Source organism: Pseudodesulfovibrio sp. zrk46, assembly GCF_012516435.1.
GTDB lineage: Bacteria > Desulfobacterota > Desulfovibrionia > Desulfovibrionales > Desulfovibrionaceae > Pseudodesulfovibrio.
The window spans coordinates 773,440-789,437 of record NZ_CP051216.1 but is presented as its reverse complement, the minus strand read 5'-3'; the positions used below and the strand labels follow the sequence as shown (position 1 = coordinate 789,437).

Annotated in this window: 16 protein-coding genes; 13 read left to right on the top strand and 3 right to left on the bottom strand. The window is 56.7% G+C overall.

Features of this window, described 5'->3' with window-relative positions; genetic code table 11:
• Positions 1-5: 5 nt before the first annotated feature.
• Genes mlaD through HFN16_RS03665 form a run of 4 tightly spaced genes read left to right on the top strand, consistent with a single transcriptional unit; the run spans position 6 to position 2,470 of the window.
• Complete coding sequence (gene mlaD / locus HFN16_RS03680) at positions 6-458, top strand: outer membrane lipid asymmetry maintenance protein MlaD (RefSeq protein ID WP_168889414.1); 453 nt, start codon at positions 6-8, stop codon at positions 456-458.
• A 27-nt stretch (positions 459-485) separates the two neighbouring features.
• Complete coding sequence (locus HFN16_RS03675) at positions 486-1,121, top strand: ABC transporter substrate-binding protein (RefSeq protein WP_168889413.1); 636 nt, start codon at positions 486-488, stop codon at positions 1,119-1,121.
• An 8-nt stretch (positions 1,122-1,129) separates the two neighbouring features.
• On the top strand, positions 1,130-1,966 hold the full coding sequence (locus tag HFN16_RS03670) for a VacJ family lipoprotein (RefSeq protein ID WP_168889412.1): 837 nt from the start codon (positions 1,130-1,132) through the stop codon (positions 1,964-1,966).
• Positions 1,967-1,993: 27 nt separating this feature from the next.
• Entirely contained in the window at positions 1,994-2,470 is a 477-nt protein-coding gene (locus tag HFN16_RS03665; RefSeq protein WP_168889411.1) for a metallophosphoesterase family protein, read from the top strand.
• A gap of 261 nt (positions 2,471-2,731) precedes the next feature.
• Here the strand turns inward: HFN16_RS03665 and HFN16_RS03660 are convergent, their stop codons facing one another.
• Positions 2,732-2,971, bottom strand: coding sequence for a Nif11 family protein (locus tag HFN16_RS03660; RefSeq protein ID WP_168889410.1), 240 nt, complete (start codon positions 2,969-2,971; stop codon positions 2,732-2,734).
• A gap of 28 nt (positions 2,972-2,999) precedes the next feature.
• Entirely contained in the window at positions 3,000-3,512 is a 513-nt protein-coding gene (locus tag HFN16_RS03655; protein ID WP_168889409.1) for a CreA family protein, read from the bottom strand.
• Positions 3,513-3,658: 146 nt separating this feature from the next.
• Here HFN16_RS03655 and HFN16_RS03650 point away from each other — a divergent pair, with 146 nt between their 5' ends.
• The 3 genes from HFN16_RS03650 (at position 3,659) to HFN16_RS03640 (ending at position 6,595) form a co-directional block, all read left to right on the top strand.
• A complete protein-coding gene (locus HFN16_RS03650) occupies positions 3,659-5,167 on the top strand; it encodes a diguanylate cyclase (protein WP_168889408.1) in 1,509 nt (502 codons plus the stop codon).
• A 204-nt stretch (positions 5,168-5,371) separates the two neighbouring features.
• On the top strand, positions 5,372-5,572 hold the full coding sequence (locus HFN16_RS03645; protein WP_168889407.1) for a hypothetical protein: 201 nt from the start codon (positions 5,372-5,374) through the stop codon (positions 5,570-5,572).
• A gap of 9 nt (positions 5,573-5,581) precedes the next feature.
• Positions 5,582-6,595 carry a ubiquinone/menaquinone biosynthesis methyltransferase gene (locus HFN16_RS03640; protein ID WP_168889406.1) on the top strand — a complete coding sequence of 338 codons (1,014 nt, stop codon included), beginning with the start codon at positions 5,582-5,584 and terminating at the stop codon, positions 6,593-6,595.
• Positions 6,596-6,877: 282 nt separating this feature from the next.
• Here HFN16_RS03640 and HFN16_RS03635 read toward each other — a convergent pair whose 3' ends face one another.
• Positions 6,878-7,084 carry a DUF2065 domain-containing protein gene (locus tag HFN16_RS03635; protein WP_168889405.1) on the bottom strand — a complete coding sequence of 69 codons (207 nt, stop codon included), beginning with the start codon at positions 7,082-7,084 and terminating at the stop codon, positions 6,878-6,880.
• Between the two features lie 61 nt (positions 7,085-7,145).
• Here HFN16_RS03635 and HFN16_RS03630 point away from each other — a divergent pair, with 61 nt between their 5' ends.
• From HFN16_RS03630 to HFN16_RS03605, 6 genes are all read left to right on the top strand, one after another.
• Positions 7,146-8,468, top strand: coding sequence for a nucleotide sugar dehydrogenase (locus HFN16_RS03630; protein WP_168889404.1), 1,323 nt, complete (start codon positions 7,146-7,148; stop codon positions 8,466-8,468).
• 23 nt (positions 8,469-8,491) lie between these two features.
• Positions 8,492-9,190 carry a futalosine hydrolase gene (gene mqnB, locus HFN16_RS03625; RefSeq protein ID WP_168889403.1) on the top strand — a complete coding sequence of 233 codons (699 nt, stop codon included), beginning with the start codon at positions 8,492-8,494 and terminating at the stop codon, positions 9,188-9,190.
• A gap of 42 nt (positions 9,191-9,232) precedes the next feature.
• Positions 9,233-10,201, top strand: a complete 969-nt coding sequence (locus HFN16_RS03620; RefSeq protein ID WP_168889402.1) for a polyprenyl synthetase family protein — start codon at positions 9,233-9,235, stop codon at positions 10,199-10,201.
• 95 nt (positions 10,202-10,296) lie between these two features.
• A complete protein-coding gene (locus tag HFN16_RS03615; RefSeq protein ID WP_168889401.1) occupies positions 10,297-13,293 on the top strand; it encodes a phosphoribosylformylglycinamidine synthase subunit PurS in 2,997 nt (998 codons plus the stop codon).
• Between the two features lie 179 nt (positions 13,294-13,472).
• Entirely contained in the window at positions 13,473-13,913 is a 441-nt protein-coding gene (locus HFN16_RS03610) for a cytochrome c family protein (RefSeq protein ID WP_247648492.1), read from the top strand.
• Positions 13,914-13,922: 9 nt separating this feature from the next.
• On the top strand, positions 13,923-15,938 hold the full coding sequence (locus HFN16_RS03605; RefSeq protein WP_168889399.1) for a methyl-accepting chemotaxis protein: 2,016 nt from the start codon (positions 13,923-13,925) through the stop codon (positions 15,936-15,938).
• The last annotated feature ends 60 nt before the right edge of the window (positions 15,939-15,998 follow it).

Here is a 15,998-nt window from a genome sequence, read left to right as displayed (position 1 = left end):
TGACCATGGCGAAATTTAAAAAGGAAACCGCAGTTGGCCTCTTTGTCCTCGTAGGACTTCTGGCCGTGGTGTACATGAGCGTCAAGCTCGGCAACGTGAACATCTTCACTGATAAGTATTATACGGTGAAGGCCAACTTCACGGATATCTCGGGCCTGAAGCAGCATGCCCCGGTCCAGATGTTTGGTGTCAAGATCGGCTACGTGGAGAACATCGCCCTTGACCAGGAACACAGCGTGGCCAGCGTGACCATGCTCATCGAAAAACAGGTCAAGCTGACGGACGACGCAATTGTTTCCGTAAAGACAAATGGTCTTATCGGCGACAAATACTTGAAGATTGCTCCCGGCGGGCTCGGTGACCCCATCAAAACGGGCGATACCCTGTTTGACACCAACCCCGCTATTGACCTAGAGGACTTGATCAGCAAGTTCGCTTTCGGCGATGTCACCAAATAAGAGTATTGTAGTATTCAAGGTAAATATATGTTGAAGAAAATCTGTCTGACATTTGTTTTTGTGTGTCTTTTCGCTACGTTGTCCATGGCTGGCATGCAGTCTCCCATGGATCGCGTCAAAGAGGGGGCCGACAAACTCATAAAAATCTTGTCCGATCCTGATATGCAGGACCCGGCCAAGCATGATGCAGCCATCCATCGTCTTCGCGTAACCGCAGAAGAATACATCGACTTTCGTCTGACCACCATGTACGCGGTGGGCAAGCAGTGGCTCAAGATGAGCCCTCAGATGCAGAACGACCTGACAGAGGCGTTCATTCAGCTTCTTGAGCGTACCTACCTGAAGCGTATTCCGGCCTACGGCGGACAACAGGTGGACTATAAGCAAGAGTTGGTTTCGGGGAAAAAAGCAAAAGTTTTCACCGAAATCATTGACAAGGATAAAAAAATTAGTGTTGAATTCCGACTGAGAAACACTGGTAAACAGTGGATGATCTACGATGTGGTGGCCGAAGGCGTCAGCCTGGTATCCAATTACCGCACCCAGTTCGCTCAGATTCTGGGAGACGGCACCCCCGAAGATCTGCTCAAGTTGATCCAGGAGCGCGTGGAAAAACTCGACAAGGGTGAAGACACAACCCCTGATGACAACATAAAGGGATAGTTGACGAAATGAACTTTCGGACATTGATGACCATCATGCTGACCGCGTTCCTCTTGCTGGGAGCGGGGTCTGCTTTCGCGTCTGGTGACACTGCCCAAGAAGGTGCCACGCAGGTAGCCCAGTTCTCTGACATGAAGGGAGCCGGAGCTGCTGGTGATGCCGAAGGTTCTGCTAGCGACGAAGCCCTGTTTGATGACGACGAATACGCTGACACCGATAAACTCGTGGCTGATCCGCTCTACGGATTCAACCTCGTCATGTTTTCTTTCAACGACGCCATGTACCACGGCGTGTTCAAACCGCTGGCAAAAGGCTGGGCCTGGACTGTTCCGGCCAAACCTCGTCAGTGGGTGCGCAACTTCTTCGTCAACCTGATGTACCCGGTTCGCTTCGTCAACGACCTCCTCCAGGGTAAGTTCGACGCAGCCTACATGGAGACTTCCAAATTTCTCGCCAATACCAGCTTCGGTCTGCTCGGTCTTGCTGACGTGACTGCAGACAGGAAGCGCAACTGGATGCCCGAGCGTCCCACGGCCGACGGTTTCGGCCAGACCCTCGGCAAGGCCGGTTTCGGTCACGGCATGTACATTGTCTGGCCGGTCATCGGTCCCAGCTCCATCCGCGAATCCGTTGGTTGGGTTGGTGACTACTTCCTCGATCCCCTGACTTACACCGACTTCACCTTCATCGAGTTCGCAGCCATCCGTTCCTTCAAGAACGTGAACGAGCTCTCTCTGCAGCTTAAGGCCAACGAGTACGAAGCCCTCACCGAAGGTGCTATCGACAAGTATGCTGCGGTTCGTGATGCGTACATCCGCTTCCGCGCCAAGAAGGTTCAGGAATAGTCTACGCCCGTCAGGGCCACCTGCATCATGAAGATCGCCGTCATCTCAGACACCCACATGGGAACGCCTCCCTCGTGGCTTGAGCACGTCTACAATAAGTGGCTCGGCCCTGCCGACTACCTCGTGCATTGTGGCGACATCACCACGCCTGACACTTGGTCCTATTTCATGCAGCACGACAACTTTTTGTGCGTGCGTGGCAATTGCGACTGGGACCCTCAGCTTGTGGACATGCTGGAGCCCATGCTCACCGCACAGGTCGGTCCCCTGACCCTTGGTGCAACGCACGGGTGGGGGCCCCGTTCGCAGGTGCCCGTCAAGGTGGCACAGGCCTTTGGCCCTGAATATGATCTGGTCTGCTACGGCCACACTCACGCCCGCGACTGGTCTGTCATCGAGGGTGTTCAGCTTATCAATCCCGGCTCTCTCGGAGAGTCCCGCTCCCTCGCCATCGTGACCGTTGAAGAAGACGGCTCCATGGCCTGCGAATTCATCGACGCCTAGTTCCCCGACGTAGTTTGAGACTCAGGAACGCTTGTTGCTGAGTACCCTGTGTCATGCCCGGGAAAGGGCGAAATCAGGGGTGGATTCGTCCACAAATTGCTCACGGTGCGCAATGGGTGCGCTTGGAGCCCGTCACACTCTCTCTGGTGGAGCCTTTCCCGGCGTGACAGGCGAACCTCATGAAGAAAGCAGGCACCCGGGAGGGGGGATACCTGCTTTATTCCACTATCCCGGGCCACTCCCGAGAAATTCATTTTTTGTTTATTTGCCCTTGGCCTCATCAATGAGAGCTTCTGTTGCCTCCATGGGCTGGGCGTGTCCTGCCATGACCTTGGCGGCCATGGCCCAGACTTCGAGCATCTCGTCTTTGGTCAGGTCGTAGCCTTTGGAAGTGATGTACGCCTCCATGGCTGCCTGATCCGTGATGCTCATGGCTTCAGCGATCATGGCCGGATTGGACATGACATCGCTCACGAGGCGCGAAAGTTCTTCTTTGCTCATCTTCTCTCCTGTCCGTCAGTTAGTGCCATTATTCAACCTTGACGACGGTGACGCTGTTTTTGGGGGAGCCTTCCACCACGCGGTCGCTGTAGACCATGTAAATGAGTACGTCGCGCTTCTTGTCATAGAAGCGGACCACCTGCATGGACTTGAACACGAGGGAGGTGCCTTTCTTGAAGACACGCTTGCCGTCGCGCTTGCCCTTGCGAATCTCATCCGGAACGCTGATGGGCCCGGTGCGGATACACTCGATGGAGGCGTCCGACGGGTCTTCGGCCACGCCGATCATGCCCTTGACGCCGCCTTTGCGTGCCCGGCTCAGATAGCAGGTCACGCCAGGAATGTCGGGATCGTCAAAGGCCTCAACCACAATGTCGTCGTCGCGCGAGAACATGTGGAACACGGTGTCGACAGTCCCTATGACTTCCGATGCTACAGGAGAAGGTACGATGGCGCAGAAGATGAACGCGAGAAAGAGAATGCGGGAAAATTGTCCAAGGGACGAACGCTGCTTTTTCGGGAAAAAGTCTAGAGAATTCATAATTACAGGTTTAGCAGGGGCTGACAGTTAATGCAAGGTTGTGCACAAATATCTATAAGTTGTCGTAAGGTGCCGAAAACATGTGCATCATTGTGCATTAACTGATTGGTTGATAACGAACATAGTGTGTTGTAGGTTTTGGCACCATGGCAATACAGACGGGGAATTTCAGTGATTTGGGGGTATCGTATGAGAGCGGTACCAATGCTGCGTTGCTCACGGCCATTGCCCGGAGCGCTGAATTGTTATCCGGCAAAGGGTGGCCCGATGGCGTGAACGACCTTTTGGAAGCGCTGGGGCGCGTGACCAATGTGAGCCGTGTGTGGATTTTTCAGACTGTCAGTCTGACTGACACCCATATCACCCAGAATTATACTTTTGAGTGGGCTGCGGCTCCCAAGTACAAGCAGATCGGCATGCCCATGTTCAGCATGTCCACCAACAAGATCGACCGACCCGAGTATCGGGCGCTTATCGATAGCCGCAAGCGTGGTGAGTGGCAGAAGACCATTGTTCACGAGCTCGAGTCGGGGTGGCTGCGCGATACGCTTGAGGTGCAGCGCATCAAGTCCATGTTGACTATTCCGGTCATGGTCGAAGGCGAGTGGTGGGGCACCCTCGGGTTCGACGATTGCGAGCGGGCGTATGACTGGTCGGATGTCGAGGTCGCCCTGCTCAAGACCGCAGGCTACCTTCTCTCCAATGCCGTCCTGCGCGATCGGTTGAATGCAAAGCGTAAGCAGTTCGACATCGTCAAGCAGATTACGGACAGCAGTCCATGGGCCTATGATTTCAGAACTGGACAGGTCTGGTGTGCGTCGGATCTGATCCATTCCGTTCCCATGCCCACCGATAATTTCCGTTTGTCATTGCGCAGTGCGCTGAAGTTGGTGCATCCCGAAGATCGCGCTCATCTGCTCGAGACTGTCCGCAGCTATCTGAGCCAGAAGCGAGATGTGTTTCGGTGCGACGTGCGTCTGTTCACCGACTGTGGTGATCTGCGATGGGTGGAGCTGATGGGCAACGTTCGCTGGAGTGAGGATGGTACGCCCAAACAGTTTGCTGGTATTGCTGTGGATATCCGTGCCCGCAAGCGAGAAGAAGAGCGGCTCAAGCAGGAGGCGACCACAGACCCGTTAACCGGGGTCATGAACCGCCGTATGTTCGAGCGGACGCTGCAACGACATATTGAACTGTCCGTTGACGAAGGCGTTCCCTTTGCCTTGTTGCTGCTGGATATTGATTGCTTCAAGGGGCTGAATGACAAATATGGCCACAGTCTCGGAGATCAGGTCCTGCGAAATTTCACATCCATATGTCGGCGAGTCTTGCGGGCCGACGACTGTCTGGCTCGCATGGGGGGGGACGAGTTCGCCGTGCTGTTGCCCGGGATGAGCTGGGATTCTGCCCGTGAAGTAGGAGAGCGGATTCGTCGTAATGTCCTGACTACCCCATATTACTTCGAGTCGACGCAGGTGCTTATGAGTACCAGTGTGGGTGTGACCGTACATGAAGGGGGCGTGACTTCCCCTACCCGCGTCTTGGATAACGCTGATATCGCTCTGTACGCCGCCAAAATGAATGGGCGCAATTGCCTCGTCACCACTGCTGATACGAATTGTCGGATGAAGGATGGTCGTGGTCCTGCAAGCTAGGGATTCGGGCGTTCTCTCTCAATGGTTTGCGGTTTTTTCGTCTCCCTAAATAACTCGACTTCCCACACCCCCCGTGCTACGGAATCCACAAAAAAAGAGGGGGGCTTTCCGGTTTCTTTCTTTTTTCCCGCCCGGCACCCTGACTATGTTGGTCAAGGCCATTTCCCACCGGGCGGTTTTTTCCGTTTATAAATGGGAGGTTATATGAGCGAGAAGTATCAGAAAGCGGCTCTTCAGGTCGCCAAGGAAGTGGTCATCAAATTTATTGAAGTCGGCCGCATTTCCCCCAGCAATTTCGGTCAGCATTTCGACGTCATCTACAAAGACGTTGTCCGCACCATCTCCGGCCAGACCATGGGCGACGGTTCCCGTGAGGAAGAGTTGGCTCAGCGAGAAGGCAAATAGGGCGGCGCCATGAGCAAACCCGAAATCAAGTCTGCCACCGGTGCCACGACTCATGATGAGCACGGCGAGCGCGTGGCCGCCATGTTCGGCCGTATCGCCAGTTGGTATGATTTCCTCAACCACGCCCTGAGCGCAGGACAGGATATCTACTGGCGCTATCGCCTTGCAAAGGCCGCTCGTCCCAAAGCGGGCGAAACCGTGCTGGATCTCGCCGCCGGAACCATGGACGTCTCCGTGGAGCTGCTGCGCCAGTATCCCGACTGCAAGGTTGCAGCCCTCGACTTCGCCCTTCCCATGCTGGAGAACGGCAAGGAGAAAAAGCTCAACCTCAGCCGCAGTAAAAAGATTTTCCCGGTGCAGGCCGATGGCCGAGCACTGCCTCTGCCCGATGAGAGCATGGGCGCCGCCACCATTGCCTTCGGCATCCGCAATATCCTGCCGCGCGAGGACGCCTACAAGGAGTTCTTCCGCGTACTCAAGCCGGGCGCACGCCTCTGCATTCTCGAGTTCGGCACCGGCTCCAAGCGGGTGTGGAAGGGATTCTACAATTTCTATCTCGACAAGCTGCTGCCGTTCATCGGTGATCGCATCTCCGGTGACCCGGGCGCGTACCGCTATCTTGCCGAGACCATCAAGACCTTCCCGGACGAAAAAGCACTGGCCACTGAGCTGTGGGATGCCGGTTTCGAGCGCATCTACCACGTCCCCATGATGTCCGGCATCGTCTATCTGCACGTGGCCGAGAAACCGCTGACGGCAGCCAAGCCTGCTGCACAGGTCAAGGAGGCAGCCCCGAAGAAGGCAGAAGCCGCCGAGACAGTTGCTGTCGAAAAGGTCGCTCAAGAAGAGCCCAAGGCAAAGAAGGCTGCATCCAAAAAGAAAGCTGCCCCTAAAAAGAAGGCCGCTGCCAAGAAAACGGTTGCTAAGAAAACCGTAGCCAAAAAGAAAGCCGCTCCGAAAAAGGCGGCTGCAAAGAAGAAGGCCGCTCCTAAAAAAGCGACCAAGGCGAAAGCCAAGAAGTAAAGAGCCGCCCATGCGGGCGGATGAAGAATAAACGAGCAGGGCTTCCCGCCCTGCACCCGGCCAAAGGCCGAGGGCCTTTGGAATCCCGTCTGCGCCTATCGGCGCAAAGGGTAATATAATTGAGAAGCACACCTTCTTGAGTTAGCTAAGCTTCGAGCGAAGCGAGCTACAAAAAGTTAAGGAGGGTGTCGAGCTTCAGCCGTTAGCGAGTCTGCGAGCTTTACGGATGTAGATAGCAGAGATAGACGCCTCCTCGACGAGGGGCCGCTGGCGGCAAAAACGCTACATGATCAATGATCGGCCCAGCGAGATGATCAACAGGCCGAGGATCATGGCGACGAGCCCGATGTAGCGCAGAAAGCGGGGCGGTTGTTCCGCGAGTTTGACAAGCACGAGCGGCATGCGCTCGGCAAAGAGAAAATAGGGTATTCCCTCGAAAACGAGAGCGAGTCCCACAGCACATATAAGAAGCGACCAATCTATGTTCATAGGGCTTTGATAGCCGGGATACAGGGTCGTGTCCACCCGATCGGGTGAATAGGAGTAGTGAATGAGCTTGGTTACGTTTGAGCAGTTGCAGAGCAAGGAAGACGCCGTTGCCGTTGTTGGCCTTGGTTATGTTGGCCTGCCGTTGGCAGTTGCCCTCGGCCGCCACTTCCGCGTGGTGGGCGTGGACGTCTCTCAGAAACGCGTTGATGAACTCAATGATCGGTTTGATCGCACCGGTGAAGTGGACTTCTCCACCGTTGGCGACGATGTTGATTTGACGTTCTCCGCGAATCTGGAAGACCTTGCCAAAACCCGTGTCATTCTGGTGGCCGTGCCCACCCCCATCGATGAATACCGTTCTCCTGACCTGCGTCCCGTAACCGGGGCCAGCGCCTCTGTTGGCGCGCATCTGCAGAAGGGCAGCGTGGTGGTCTACGAGTCCACCGTGTTCCCCGGCCTGACAGAAGATATTTGCGTACCCATCCTGGAAGAGAAATCCGGCCTGAAATGCGGTGAGGACTTCTGGGTGGGCTACTCGCCCGAGCGTATCAACCCGGGCGATACCGTTCACCGTCTGGAGACCATCGTGAAGGTAGTGGCCGGACAGGACGAGGCTTCCGGCGAACTGCTGCAGAAAGTCTACGGCTCTGTGGTCGAGGCTGGCATTCACGTGGCTGCGGATATCCGCACCGCCGAGGCCGCCAAGGTCATCGAAAACACGCAGCGCGACCTGAACATCGCCCTGATGAACGAGCTGGCCATGATCTTTGATCGTATGGGCATCGACACCCTCGATGTGCTGGAGGCGGCTGGCACCAAGTGGAACTTCCTGCCGTTCCGTCCGGGTCTGGTGGGTGGCCACTGCATCGGCGTGGACCCGTACTACCTGACCTTCAAGGCCGAGGCCGAGGGCTTTCATCCGCACGTCATTCTGGCTGGCCGCGAGATCAACGACGGCATGGGCAAGTTCATTGCCGAGTCCACGGTCAAGCGCATGATCCGTAACGATCGCAAGATCAAGGGCGCTCGTGTGGGCGTACTGGGCGTGACCTTCAAGGAAAACGTGCCCGACCTGCGCAATACCAAGGTGACCGACATCCTCGAAGAGCTGGAAGACTACGGGGTGGACACTCTGGTGCATGACGCCATGGCCGATCCCGAAGAAGCTCGCGAAGAACTGGGTGTGGAGCTGTGCTCCCTTGACGAGTTCAAGGAGCTGGACGCCCTGATCCTGGCTGTATCCCATGAGCAGTACCGTGAGCTTGGTCTGGCAGAGATCAAGTCCTGGTTCGCCAATCCGGATGCTACCCTGATCATCGACGTGAAGTGCTTCTTTGATCGCGCTCAACTCGAGGCTGAAAATATCGATTACTGGCGACTCTAGGTCGTCTTGACGAAAGGGAAGACATGTTCCTCATTACCACTGCCACGACCAAGGAAATGAAGGCCGCCTTCGGCCACGCCGGTGCTCCCGTAGTGGAGCAGCGCGAGGTCAAGGAATTCGAGCTGAATGGCCATCAACTGCTGCTGAGCGTCACAGGCGTGGGCCTGGTCAATACAGCTCTGGCCGCTGGCAAGCTGCTGGATACGCCGGGGCTCAAAGGCGTGCTCAATATGGGCATCGCTGGTGCCTATGACGTGGAAGAATTTCCGCTAGGAACGACCACCTATGCGTGGCAGGAGACGTGGCCTGAATACGGGCTGCTGGATGAGGAAGGACGCGTGGACCCCAAAGCCATCGGTTTTGCTCAGGGCAAGGTCAACGGTGAGATGGTCTGGAATCGCGTCAAACTCAACCCGACAAATGATGCTGAAACCATGGGATTGCCGCTGGGCGAGAAGTGGTGGCGGGCATCGAGTATTTCCGTGAGCGCCGTGACTGGCGACGCGCAGCGGGCCGGTTGGCTCAAGACCGCGTACAATGCGGATATCGAGAACATGGAAGGGTTCGCTATCGCCTTTGCAGCCATGCAGAAAGGGCTGCCGTTTTTGGAGGTGCGCACCGTGTCTAATTTGGTGGGCTCGCGCTACGAGGAGGACTGGGACCTCAAGGGTGCGCTGGCAGGCCTTGGCGAGGCTACGAAACAACTTTTCACCGACAGGTAGAAGCCTTTACTACCGCGCGGCAAACTGTAATAGTGATCGGATATGAACGAACTGCTTCGATACTTTCAGCGGGAACTTCCCGCCATCAATAATTTCCTCGACGCGGAAGCGGACCAGCTCAACGGGCTGGTGCGTGACGTCGCCAAGCACATCATCGGGTCCGGCGGAAAACGCATTCGCCCGATGCTGACCCTGCTCTTTGCTCGCGCCATGGGCTACAAGGAAGATGACTACCACGCCATCGCCTGTTCCCTGGAGCTGCTGCATTCGGCAACCCTGCTGCATGACGACTACCTGGACGACGCCGAGCTTCGTCGAGGCAAGGCCGCGTCTCATCTGGTGTTCGGCCGCACTGAGACCATCCTCGCTGGCGACGCGCTGCTGGCGCTGGCCAACGAGATGGGCGCCCGCTACGGCAATGCCCGCCTCTCCTGGCTGCTGGCCCGTGGCATCATGGAGACCGCTGTCGGTGAGATCGAAGAGATCGAATTTTCCAAGAATCCTTCCCTGGACCGCAAACGGTACATGGAGATCATCATCGGCAAGACCGCCAAGCTCATCGAGTGTGCCTGCCGCTGCGGCGCAGCCCTGGCCGGAGCCACTCCCGAGCAGGAGGACGCTGCCGGTGAATATGGCCTGAACCTCGGCATCGCCTTCCAGCTGGTGGACGATGCGCTGGATTACGCTTCCCCGACTTCCGAGACCGGTAAGCCCGAGGGCGGCGATCTCAAGGAGGGCAAGGTGACCCTGCCGTTGATCCTGCTCATGGAAGACGGCGACGAGGCCGGAGCCGAAGTGCTGCTGGAAGGTTTGAAGGACTGTTCGCTAACCGGCGACCAGTGCGAGGCCATTCTCAGCCAGGTCAAGGAAGGACGTTATTCCGAGAAGACCCGCGATGAAGCTGCGGCCTATGTTGAGAAGGCCAAGGCGTGTCTGGATGCCTTTACCCCCGGTGACGAGGTGACGGTACTCAAGCAGGCTGCGGACTTCGTACTGACCAGAACCAAGTAATTTCAGGCCGGTCCCTCGGGGACCGGCCTTCTGCTTTAGCAATATAAACATGCTGCCGGGAGTGAGAGCCGGGCAGTTGATGAGGAGAGAGAAATATGCTGTGCCGCGTGATCGTCGGATTGAAAGAAGGCGTTCGTGACGTACTGGGCGAAAGAGTCGCCCGTAAGATCAAGCATGAATTGGACATGGATGTGCGCGACGTGCGTATCGTCAATGTCTTCACCCTGGATGGTCTGGATCAGGAGCAGGTGGACCTCGCTCTTGAGCGTGCCGCCCTGCATGACCCGGTTCTGCACGATGTGGCGCTTCAGCCGCTGGCCCGTGACTTTGACTGGATTCTCGAAGTTGGTTTCCGCCCCGGCGTAACCGATAACGAAGGCCGTACCGCCAAGGAAACCCTCGGCGTGGTTCTCGGTCTGTCCAAGGCTGAGATGGAAAACGTCAAGGTCTACACCTCCAAGCAATACCTCATCAATGCCGATATGGACGAGGCTGGCATCCAGCACGTCGCCAAGGACCTGCTCGCCAACGAGCTGATCCAGCGTTACGAATACAAGTCCGCAGATGTCTGGGCGTCCGATCCCGGCTTCGAAGCCAAGGCTGCCCGTGTTACCGGTCAGGCTTCCGACGAAGTGGCCATCATCCCGCTGTCCACCATGTCCGACGAAGAGATGATGGACTTCTCCCGCGCCAACACCCTGGCCCTGTCTCTGAACGAGATGCACATCATCCGCGACTACTACGCTGACCCTGCAGTGTTGGCCGAGCGCAAGGAAATGGGCCTCACCGAGAATCCCACCGACGCGGAAATCGAAGTTCTGGCCCAGACCTGGTCCGAGCACTGCAAGCACAAGATTTTCTCTGCCAAGATCAAGTACAAGAACAAGGAAACCGGAAAGACCTCCGAGATTTCCAGCCTCTACAAGACCTTCATTCAGGGTTCCACCAAGCAGATTCGCGAGCGCAACGCTGCCAATCGCGAAGGCGGCGACTACTGCCTGTCCGTGTTCAAGGACAACGCCGGTGTCATCTCCTTCTCCGATACCATCAACGTCTGCGTGAAGATGGAGACACACAACTCTCCCTCTGCTCTGGACCCCTACGGCGGAGCACTGACCGGTATCGTCGGCGTTAACCGTGACCCCATGGGCACCGGTATCGGCGCGAACCTGCTCTGCAACACCGACGTGTTCTGCTTCGCCTCTCCGTTCCACGAGGGCGAACTGCCGCCTCGCTTGCTCCATCCCCGCCGCGTCTTCGAAGGCGTTCGTGAGGGCGTTGAGCACGGCGGCAACAAGTCCGGTATCCCCACCGTGAATGGCTCCATCGTTTTTGATGAGCGCTACCTCGGTAAGCCGCTGGTTTACTGCGGCACCATCGGCACCATGCCGGTGACTGTGGCAGGCAAGCCTTCTCAGGACAAATGCGCCATGCCCGGCGATGTCATCGTCATGTCCGGCGGCCGCATCGGCGCGGACGGAATCCACGGCGCAACCTTCTCTTCCGAAGAACTGCACGAAGGTTCCCCGGCCACCGCAGTCCAGATCGGTGACCCCATCACCCAGCGCAAGATGTACGACTTCCTGATGCGCGCCCGTAACATGGGCCTGTACAACGCCATCACTGATAACGGTGCAGGCGGCCTGTCCTCCTCCGTTGGTGAGATGGCCGAAGACTCCGGCGGTTTCGAGATGGATCTCGCCAAGGCGCCCCTCAAGTACGACGGCCTGCGTCCGTGGGAAATCCTCATCTCCGAAGCACAGGAGCGCATGACTTGCGCCGTGCCGCCCGAGAATCTCGAAAAATTCATGGCCCTGTCCGCGGAGATGGATGTGGAATCCACCGCCCTCGGCCACTACACTGACTCCGGCAAGTATCTGGTCAAGTACAACGACAAGATCGTCACCTGCCTCGACATGGAATTCCTGCACAACGGTGTGCCGCAGATGGAACTCGACGCCATCTGGGAACGCCCGGTCATCAAGGATGACGCCGTGCCGACTCCCGAGGATCAGGCCGGACTGCTCAAGTCCATGCTGGGTCGCCTCAATATTTGCTCCAAGGAATACGTGGTGCGTCAGTACGACCACGAGGTGCAGGGCCGCAGCGCGGTCAAACCCATGGTTGGCGTCAAGGCCGACGGTCCGTCCGATGCGGGCGTTGTCCGTCCCGAGCTCGGCACCGATCAGGGGCTGGTCATCTCCCACGGTATCTGCCCGCAGTATTCCGATCTGGACACCTACTGGATGATGGCCAACGCCATTGACGAAGGTATCCGTAACGCGGTGGCTGTCGGTGCCGACGTGAACTACATGGCTGGTTGCGACAACTTCTGCTGGTGCGATCCCGTCCAGTCCGAGTCCACCCCGGATGGTCACTACAAGCTGGCCCAGCTGGTTCGTGCCAATCAGGCGCTGGCTCACTACTGCCTCGGCTTCGGCGTTCCCTGCGTGTCCGGTAAGGACTCCATGAAGAACGACTACAAGGGCGGCGGTCAGAAGATCTCCATTCCGCCGACCGTGCTTTTTTCGGTCATCGGTGTGATCCCCGACGTCAACAAGTGCCTCACCTCTGACTTCAAGAAGGCTGGCGACAAGATCTACGTGCTCGGTCTGACCAAGCCGGAGTTTGGCGGCAGCGAAATCAGTCAGGAGCTCGGCTTCTCCAACTCCCGCGTGCCTCAGGTGGACCTGCTGTCTGCCAAGAAACGCTACGAGACCATGTTCGAGGCCACTCAGAACGGTCTGCCCAATGGGGCCCATGACTGCTCCGACGGCGGCTTCGCTGTTGCCGTGGCAGAAATGTGCCTTGGCGGTCGTCTTGGCGCGGACGTGGACCTGTCCAAACTCCCGGCCAATGGCGAGTTGAACGAGACCGGTCTGATGTACGCTGAATCCGCCAGTCGACTGGTGGTTTCCGTGCCTGCGGACAAGGCTGGGGCCTTTGAAGCCGCCTTTGCTGGCCAGGTTTGCGCTTGTGTCGGTGAAGTTACTGATTCCTCTAAACTTATTATCCGCATGGCCGATAAGACAGTGCTGGATGAGGGTGTGGAAGAGCTGGCAACGGCTTTCAAGTCCACACTGGATTGGTAGAGGGGAGGAAACACCCGTTTAAAAGCGACCAACCCCTTTACCTGTCTGTAAAAACCATTTATAGCTCATTACACGTCATAGGTAGAAAACTATGACAAAGGCATATGGTTTCATCGAATTACGGGGGTTGGTTCATGCTGTTTCAAACAAGTTGGTCAAAAGGCTGCCTGATGTTTTTCATGGTGGCCTTTTTTGTTGCCATCGGAATGACGTCCACGGGGCGGACGAATTCCGGGCAGTACGTAGGTTCCGAGGCGTGTGCTGATTGCCACGAATTGGAATACGAAAACTATAAGAAATTTTCCAAGAAAGCACATTCCGGTGACTCGGTGAAGATCATGGCCGGTGATCTTACCCGTCAGGAGCTGGAAGAGTGCTTCGAATGTCACATGACCGGTTTTGGCAAACCCGGCGGTTTCGTCAGTTTTGAGGAAACCCCGAACATGGCTGATGCTGGTTGTGAGACCTGCCATGGTCCTGGTTATGATCACATCGAAAACGATGGCGATACCGACCTGATCAAGGGCAAGCTGACTATTCAGGACTGTGAAGGGTGTCACAACCCCGAACGCGTGGACGCATTTGACTTCAAGCCGCTGCTCTTCGGCGGAGCCCACTAGGAGGTCCACGTGAATTTCATCAAACAATCGCTTGGCGTCAAAGTCATTCTCCTGTCCTCGCTGCTGACCATTATCGCGTTCACGGGACTCTTCGTTTACAATTCTTACTCCACCTATGAGCACACCTTGGCAGAAGTGGAACATGCCTCTGCCCGCGTTGCGGATATGCTCTACATGGCCATCGAGGACCCCATGGGTACCGGTGACAATGAGGGCACTGAACATAAGTTCCAGGAGATGGCAGAACGGTACAGCGATTCCATTGTGTATCTGACCGATTACAACGGAGAGATTACCTATTCCACCCAGGAAGAGACTGTGCGCAAGTCCATTTTCGACATCCGTACAGAAAATGGGCTGCCAGCCATGATCAAGAAAGGGCTGAAAGAAAAAATCGTTGAAGGCGAACTCATGGAAATCGACGGCAAGCTGCAGTTTGCCGAGGTGAAGACCATCCCCAACGAACCGTCCTGCTACCATTGTCATGGCCGGTCTCGTGAGATTCTGGGCGCCATGGTGCTGGCCGTTGACGTTAGCCCACAGTTCGCAGCTCTCAAGGAAAATCAGATCAAGTCCGCAGCCATCTCCGTCATTGGCGTGATGGCCCTGCTGACTGCGCTGATCATCTTCATGCGCCGTTCCGTCGTCAATCGAATCACCACCATCGCAGCCACCACCGAAGAAGTGAGCAAGGGTAACCTTGACGCCAAATTCTCGGTCAAAGGCTCTGATGAGCTTGGTTCCCTGTCTCGCTATCTCGGCGAGATGGTTGACCAGATCAAGGATCAGCTCCAATACAACAAGAGTGTGCTCGAAGGCATTTCCGTGCCCCTTTTCGTCACGGATGCCAGCGAACGCCTCAACTATGTGAACCCGCCGCTGCAGGCCATCCTCGGCTTTGACGAGGAAGAGGCCAAGGGCCAGACCGTGTCCTCCATTTTTGAATGTGATGAGGGCGACGATACCTGTGACGCAGCCCATGTTATCTCTGCTGGCGTAGCTATCTCCGGTAACTTCCACTACACCCGCAGTGACGGCGTAGTCATTCCACTGCACTTTGAGGCTTCTCCCTTGGAAGATGCCGAAGGCGACGTAGTGGGTGCCATCTGCGTGCTCATCGACCTCACCCGTGAGGAAGAGGACAAGCGCAACATCGAGGCCCAACGTCAGAACCTGCTGGTGGTTGCCAACGAAGTTACCGAAGTGGCCCAGAAGCTCAACGAGGCATCTGCCATTCTCTCCGATCAGATGAACAACCTGGCTCGCGGCGTGGACACCACTGCCGATCAGACCAGCCAGGTGGCCACTGCCATGGAAGAGATGAACGCCACCGTGCTTGAGGTTGCCAAGAACGCATCCGAAACTGCGGACGCATCCAACCGCTCCAACTCGGTAGCGGCAGAAGGCGGCGTGGTTGTTGGCAGAACGGTTGAAGAGATCAACTCCGTGGCCAAAACCACCGAGCATCTGGCAGAAGCTCTCGGCTCCCTGTCCAGCCGCGCTGAAAACATCGGAAAGGTCATGGCCGTGATTAACGACATCGCTGACCAGACCAACCTCCTCGCGCTCAACGCTGCCATTGAGGCCGCCCGCGCCGGTGAGGCAGGCCGTGGATTCGCGGTTGTTGCTGACGAAGTCCGCAAGCTGGCCGAGAAGACCATGGATGCCACCAAGGAAGTTGAAGGCGCCATCTCCCTGATCCAGCAATCCACCTCGGATGTTGTGAAGGAAATGGACCACGCCAAGGAGAGCGTGATCAACACCTCGGGCATGGCCCAGGAAGCGGGCAGCGTGCTCGATCAGATCGTGGATCACTCCAACTCTATCGCCGACATGGTGCGCGGCATCGCAACCGCTGCAGAGCAGCAGTCGGCCACCTCAGACGAGATCAACTCCTCTGTGACGCACATCAACGAGCTGTCTCAGGAAGTCCTCTCCGGCATCCGTGAGTCCAATCAGGGCATTCAGGAAGTGTCGGAAATGGCATCCCACCTCAGCGAACTGGTGGCCAAGTTCCGCAACTAATCTGCACTATAAGAAAACCAAAGGCGGCCTGACATTTGTCGGGCCGCCTTTTTTTTGCGT

Bases quoted from the DNA above. Each gene is read 5' to 3' on its own strand.
- HFN16_RS03660 (WP_168889410.1), bottom strand. From the start codon at position 2,971: ATGAGCAAAGAAGAACTTTCGCGCCTCGTGAGCGATGTCATGTCCAAT.
- HFN16_RS03675 (WP_168889413.1), top strand. From the start codon at position 486: ATGTTGAAGAAAATCTGTCTGACATTTGTTTTTGTGTGTCTTTTCGCT.
- HFN16_RS03615 (WP_168889401.1), top strand. From the start codon at position 10,297: ATGCTGTGCCGCGTGATCGTCGGATTGAAAGAAGGCGTTCGTGACGTA.
- HFN16_RS03665 (WP_168889411.1), top strand. From the start codon at position 1,994: ATGAAGATCGCCGTCATCTCAGACACCCACATGGGAACGCCTCCCTCG.
- HFN16_RS03620 (WP_168889402.1), top strand. From the start codon at position 9,233: ATGAACGAACTGCTTCGATACTTTCAGCGGGAACTTCCCGCCATCAAT.
- HFN16_RS03630 (WP_168889404.1), top strand. From the start codon at position 7,146: ATGAGCTTGGTTACGTTTGAGCAGTTGCAGAGCAAGGAAGACGCCGTT.
- HFN16_RS03635 (WP_168889405.1), bottom strand. From the start codon at position 7,084: ATGAACATAGATTGGTCGCTTCTTATATGTGCTGTGGGACTCGCTCTC.
- mqnB (WP_168889403.1), top strand. From the start codon at position 8,492: ATGTTCCTCATTACCACTGCCACGACCAAGGAAATGAAGGCCGCCTTC.
- HFN16_RS03640 (WP_168889406.1), top strand. From the start codon at position 5,582: ATGAGCAAACCCGAAATCAAGTCTGCCACCGGTGCCACGACTCATGAT.
- mlaD (WP_168889414.1), top strand. From the start codon at position 6: ATGGCGAAATTTAAAAAGGAAACCGCAGTTGGCCTCTTTGTCCTCGTA.
- HFN16_RS03610 (WP_247648492.1), top strand. From the start codon at position 13,473: ATGGTGGCCTTTTTTGTTGCCATCGGAATGACGTCCACGGGGCGGACG.
- HFN16_RS03645 (WP_168889407.1), top strand. From the start codon at position 5,372: ATGAGCGAGAAGTATCAGAAAGCGGCTCTTCAGGTCGCCAAGGAAGTG.
- HFN16_RS03655 (WP_168889409.1), bottom strand. From the start codon at position 3,512: ATGAATTCTCTAGACTTTTTCCCGAAAAAGCAGCGTTCGTCCCTTGGA.
- HFN16_RS03650 (WP_168889408.1), top strand. From the start codon at position 3,659: ATGGCAATACAGACGGGGAATTTCAGTGATTTGGGGGTATCGTATGAG.
- HFN16_RS03670 (WP_168889412.1), top strand. From the start codon at position 1,130: ATGAACTTTCGGACATTGATGACCATCATGCTGACCGCGTTCCTCTTG.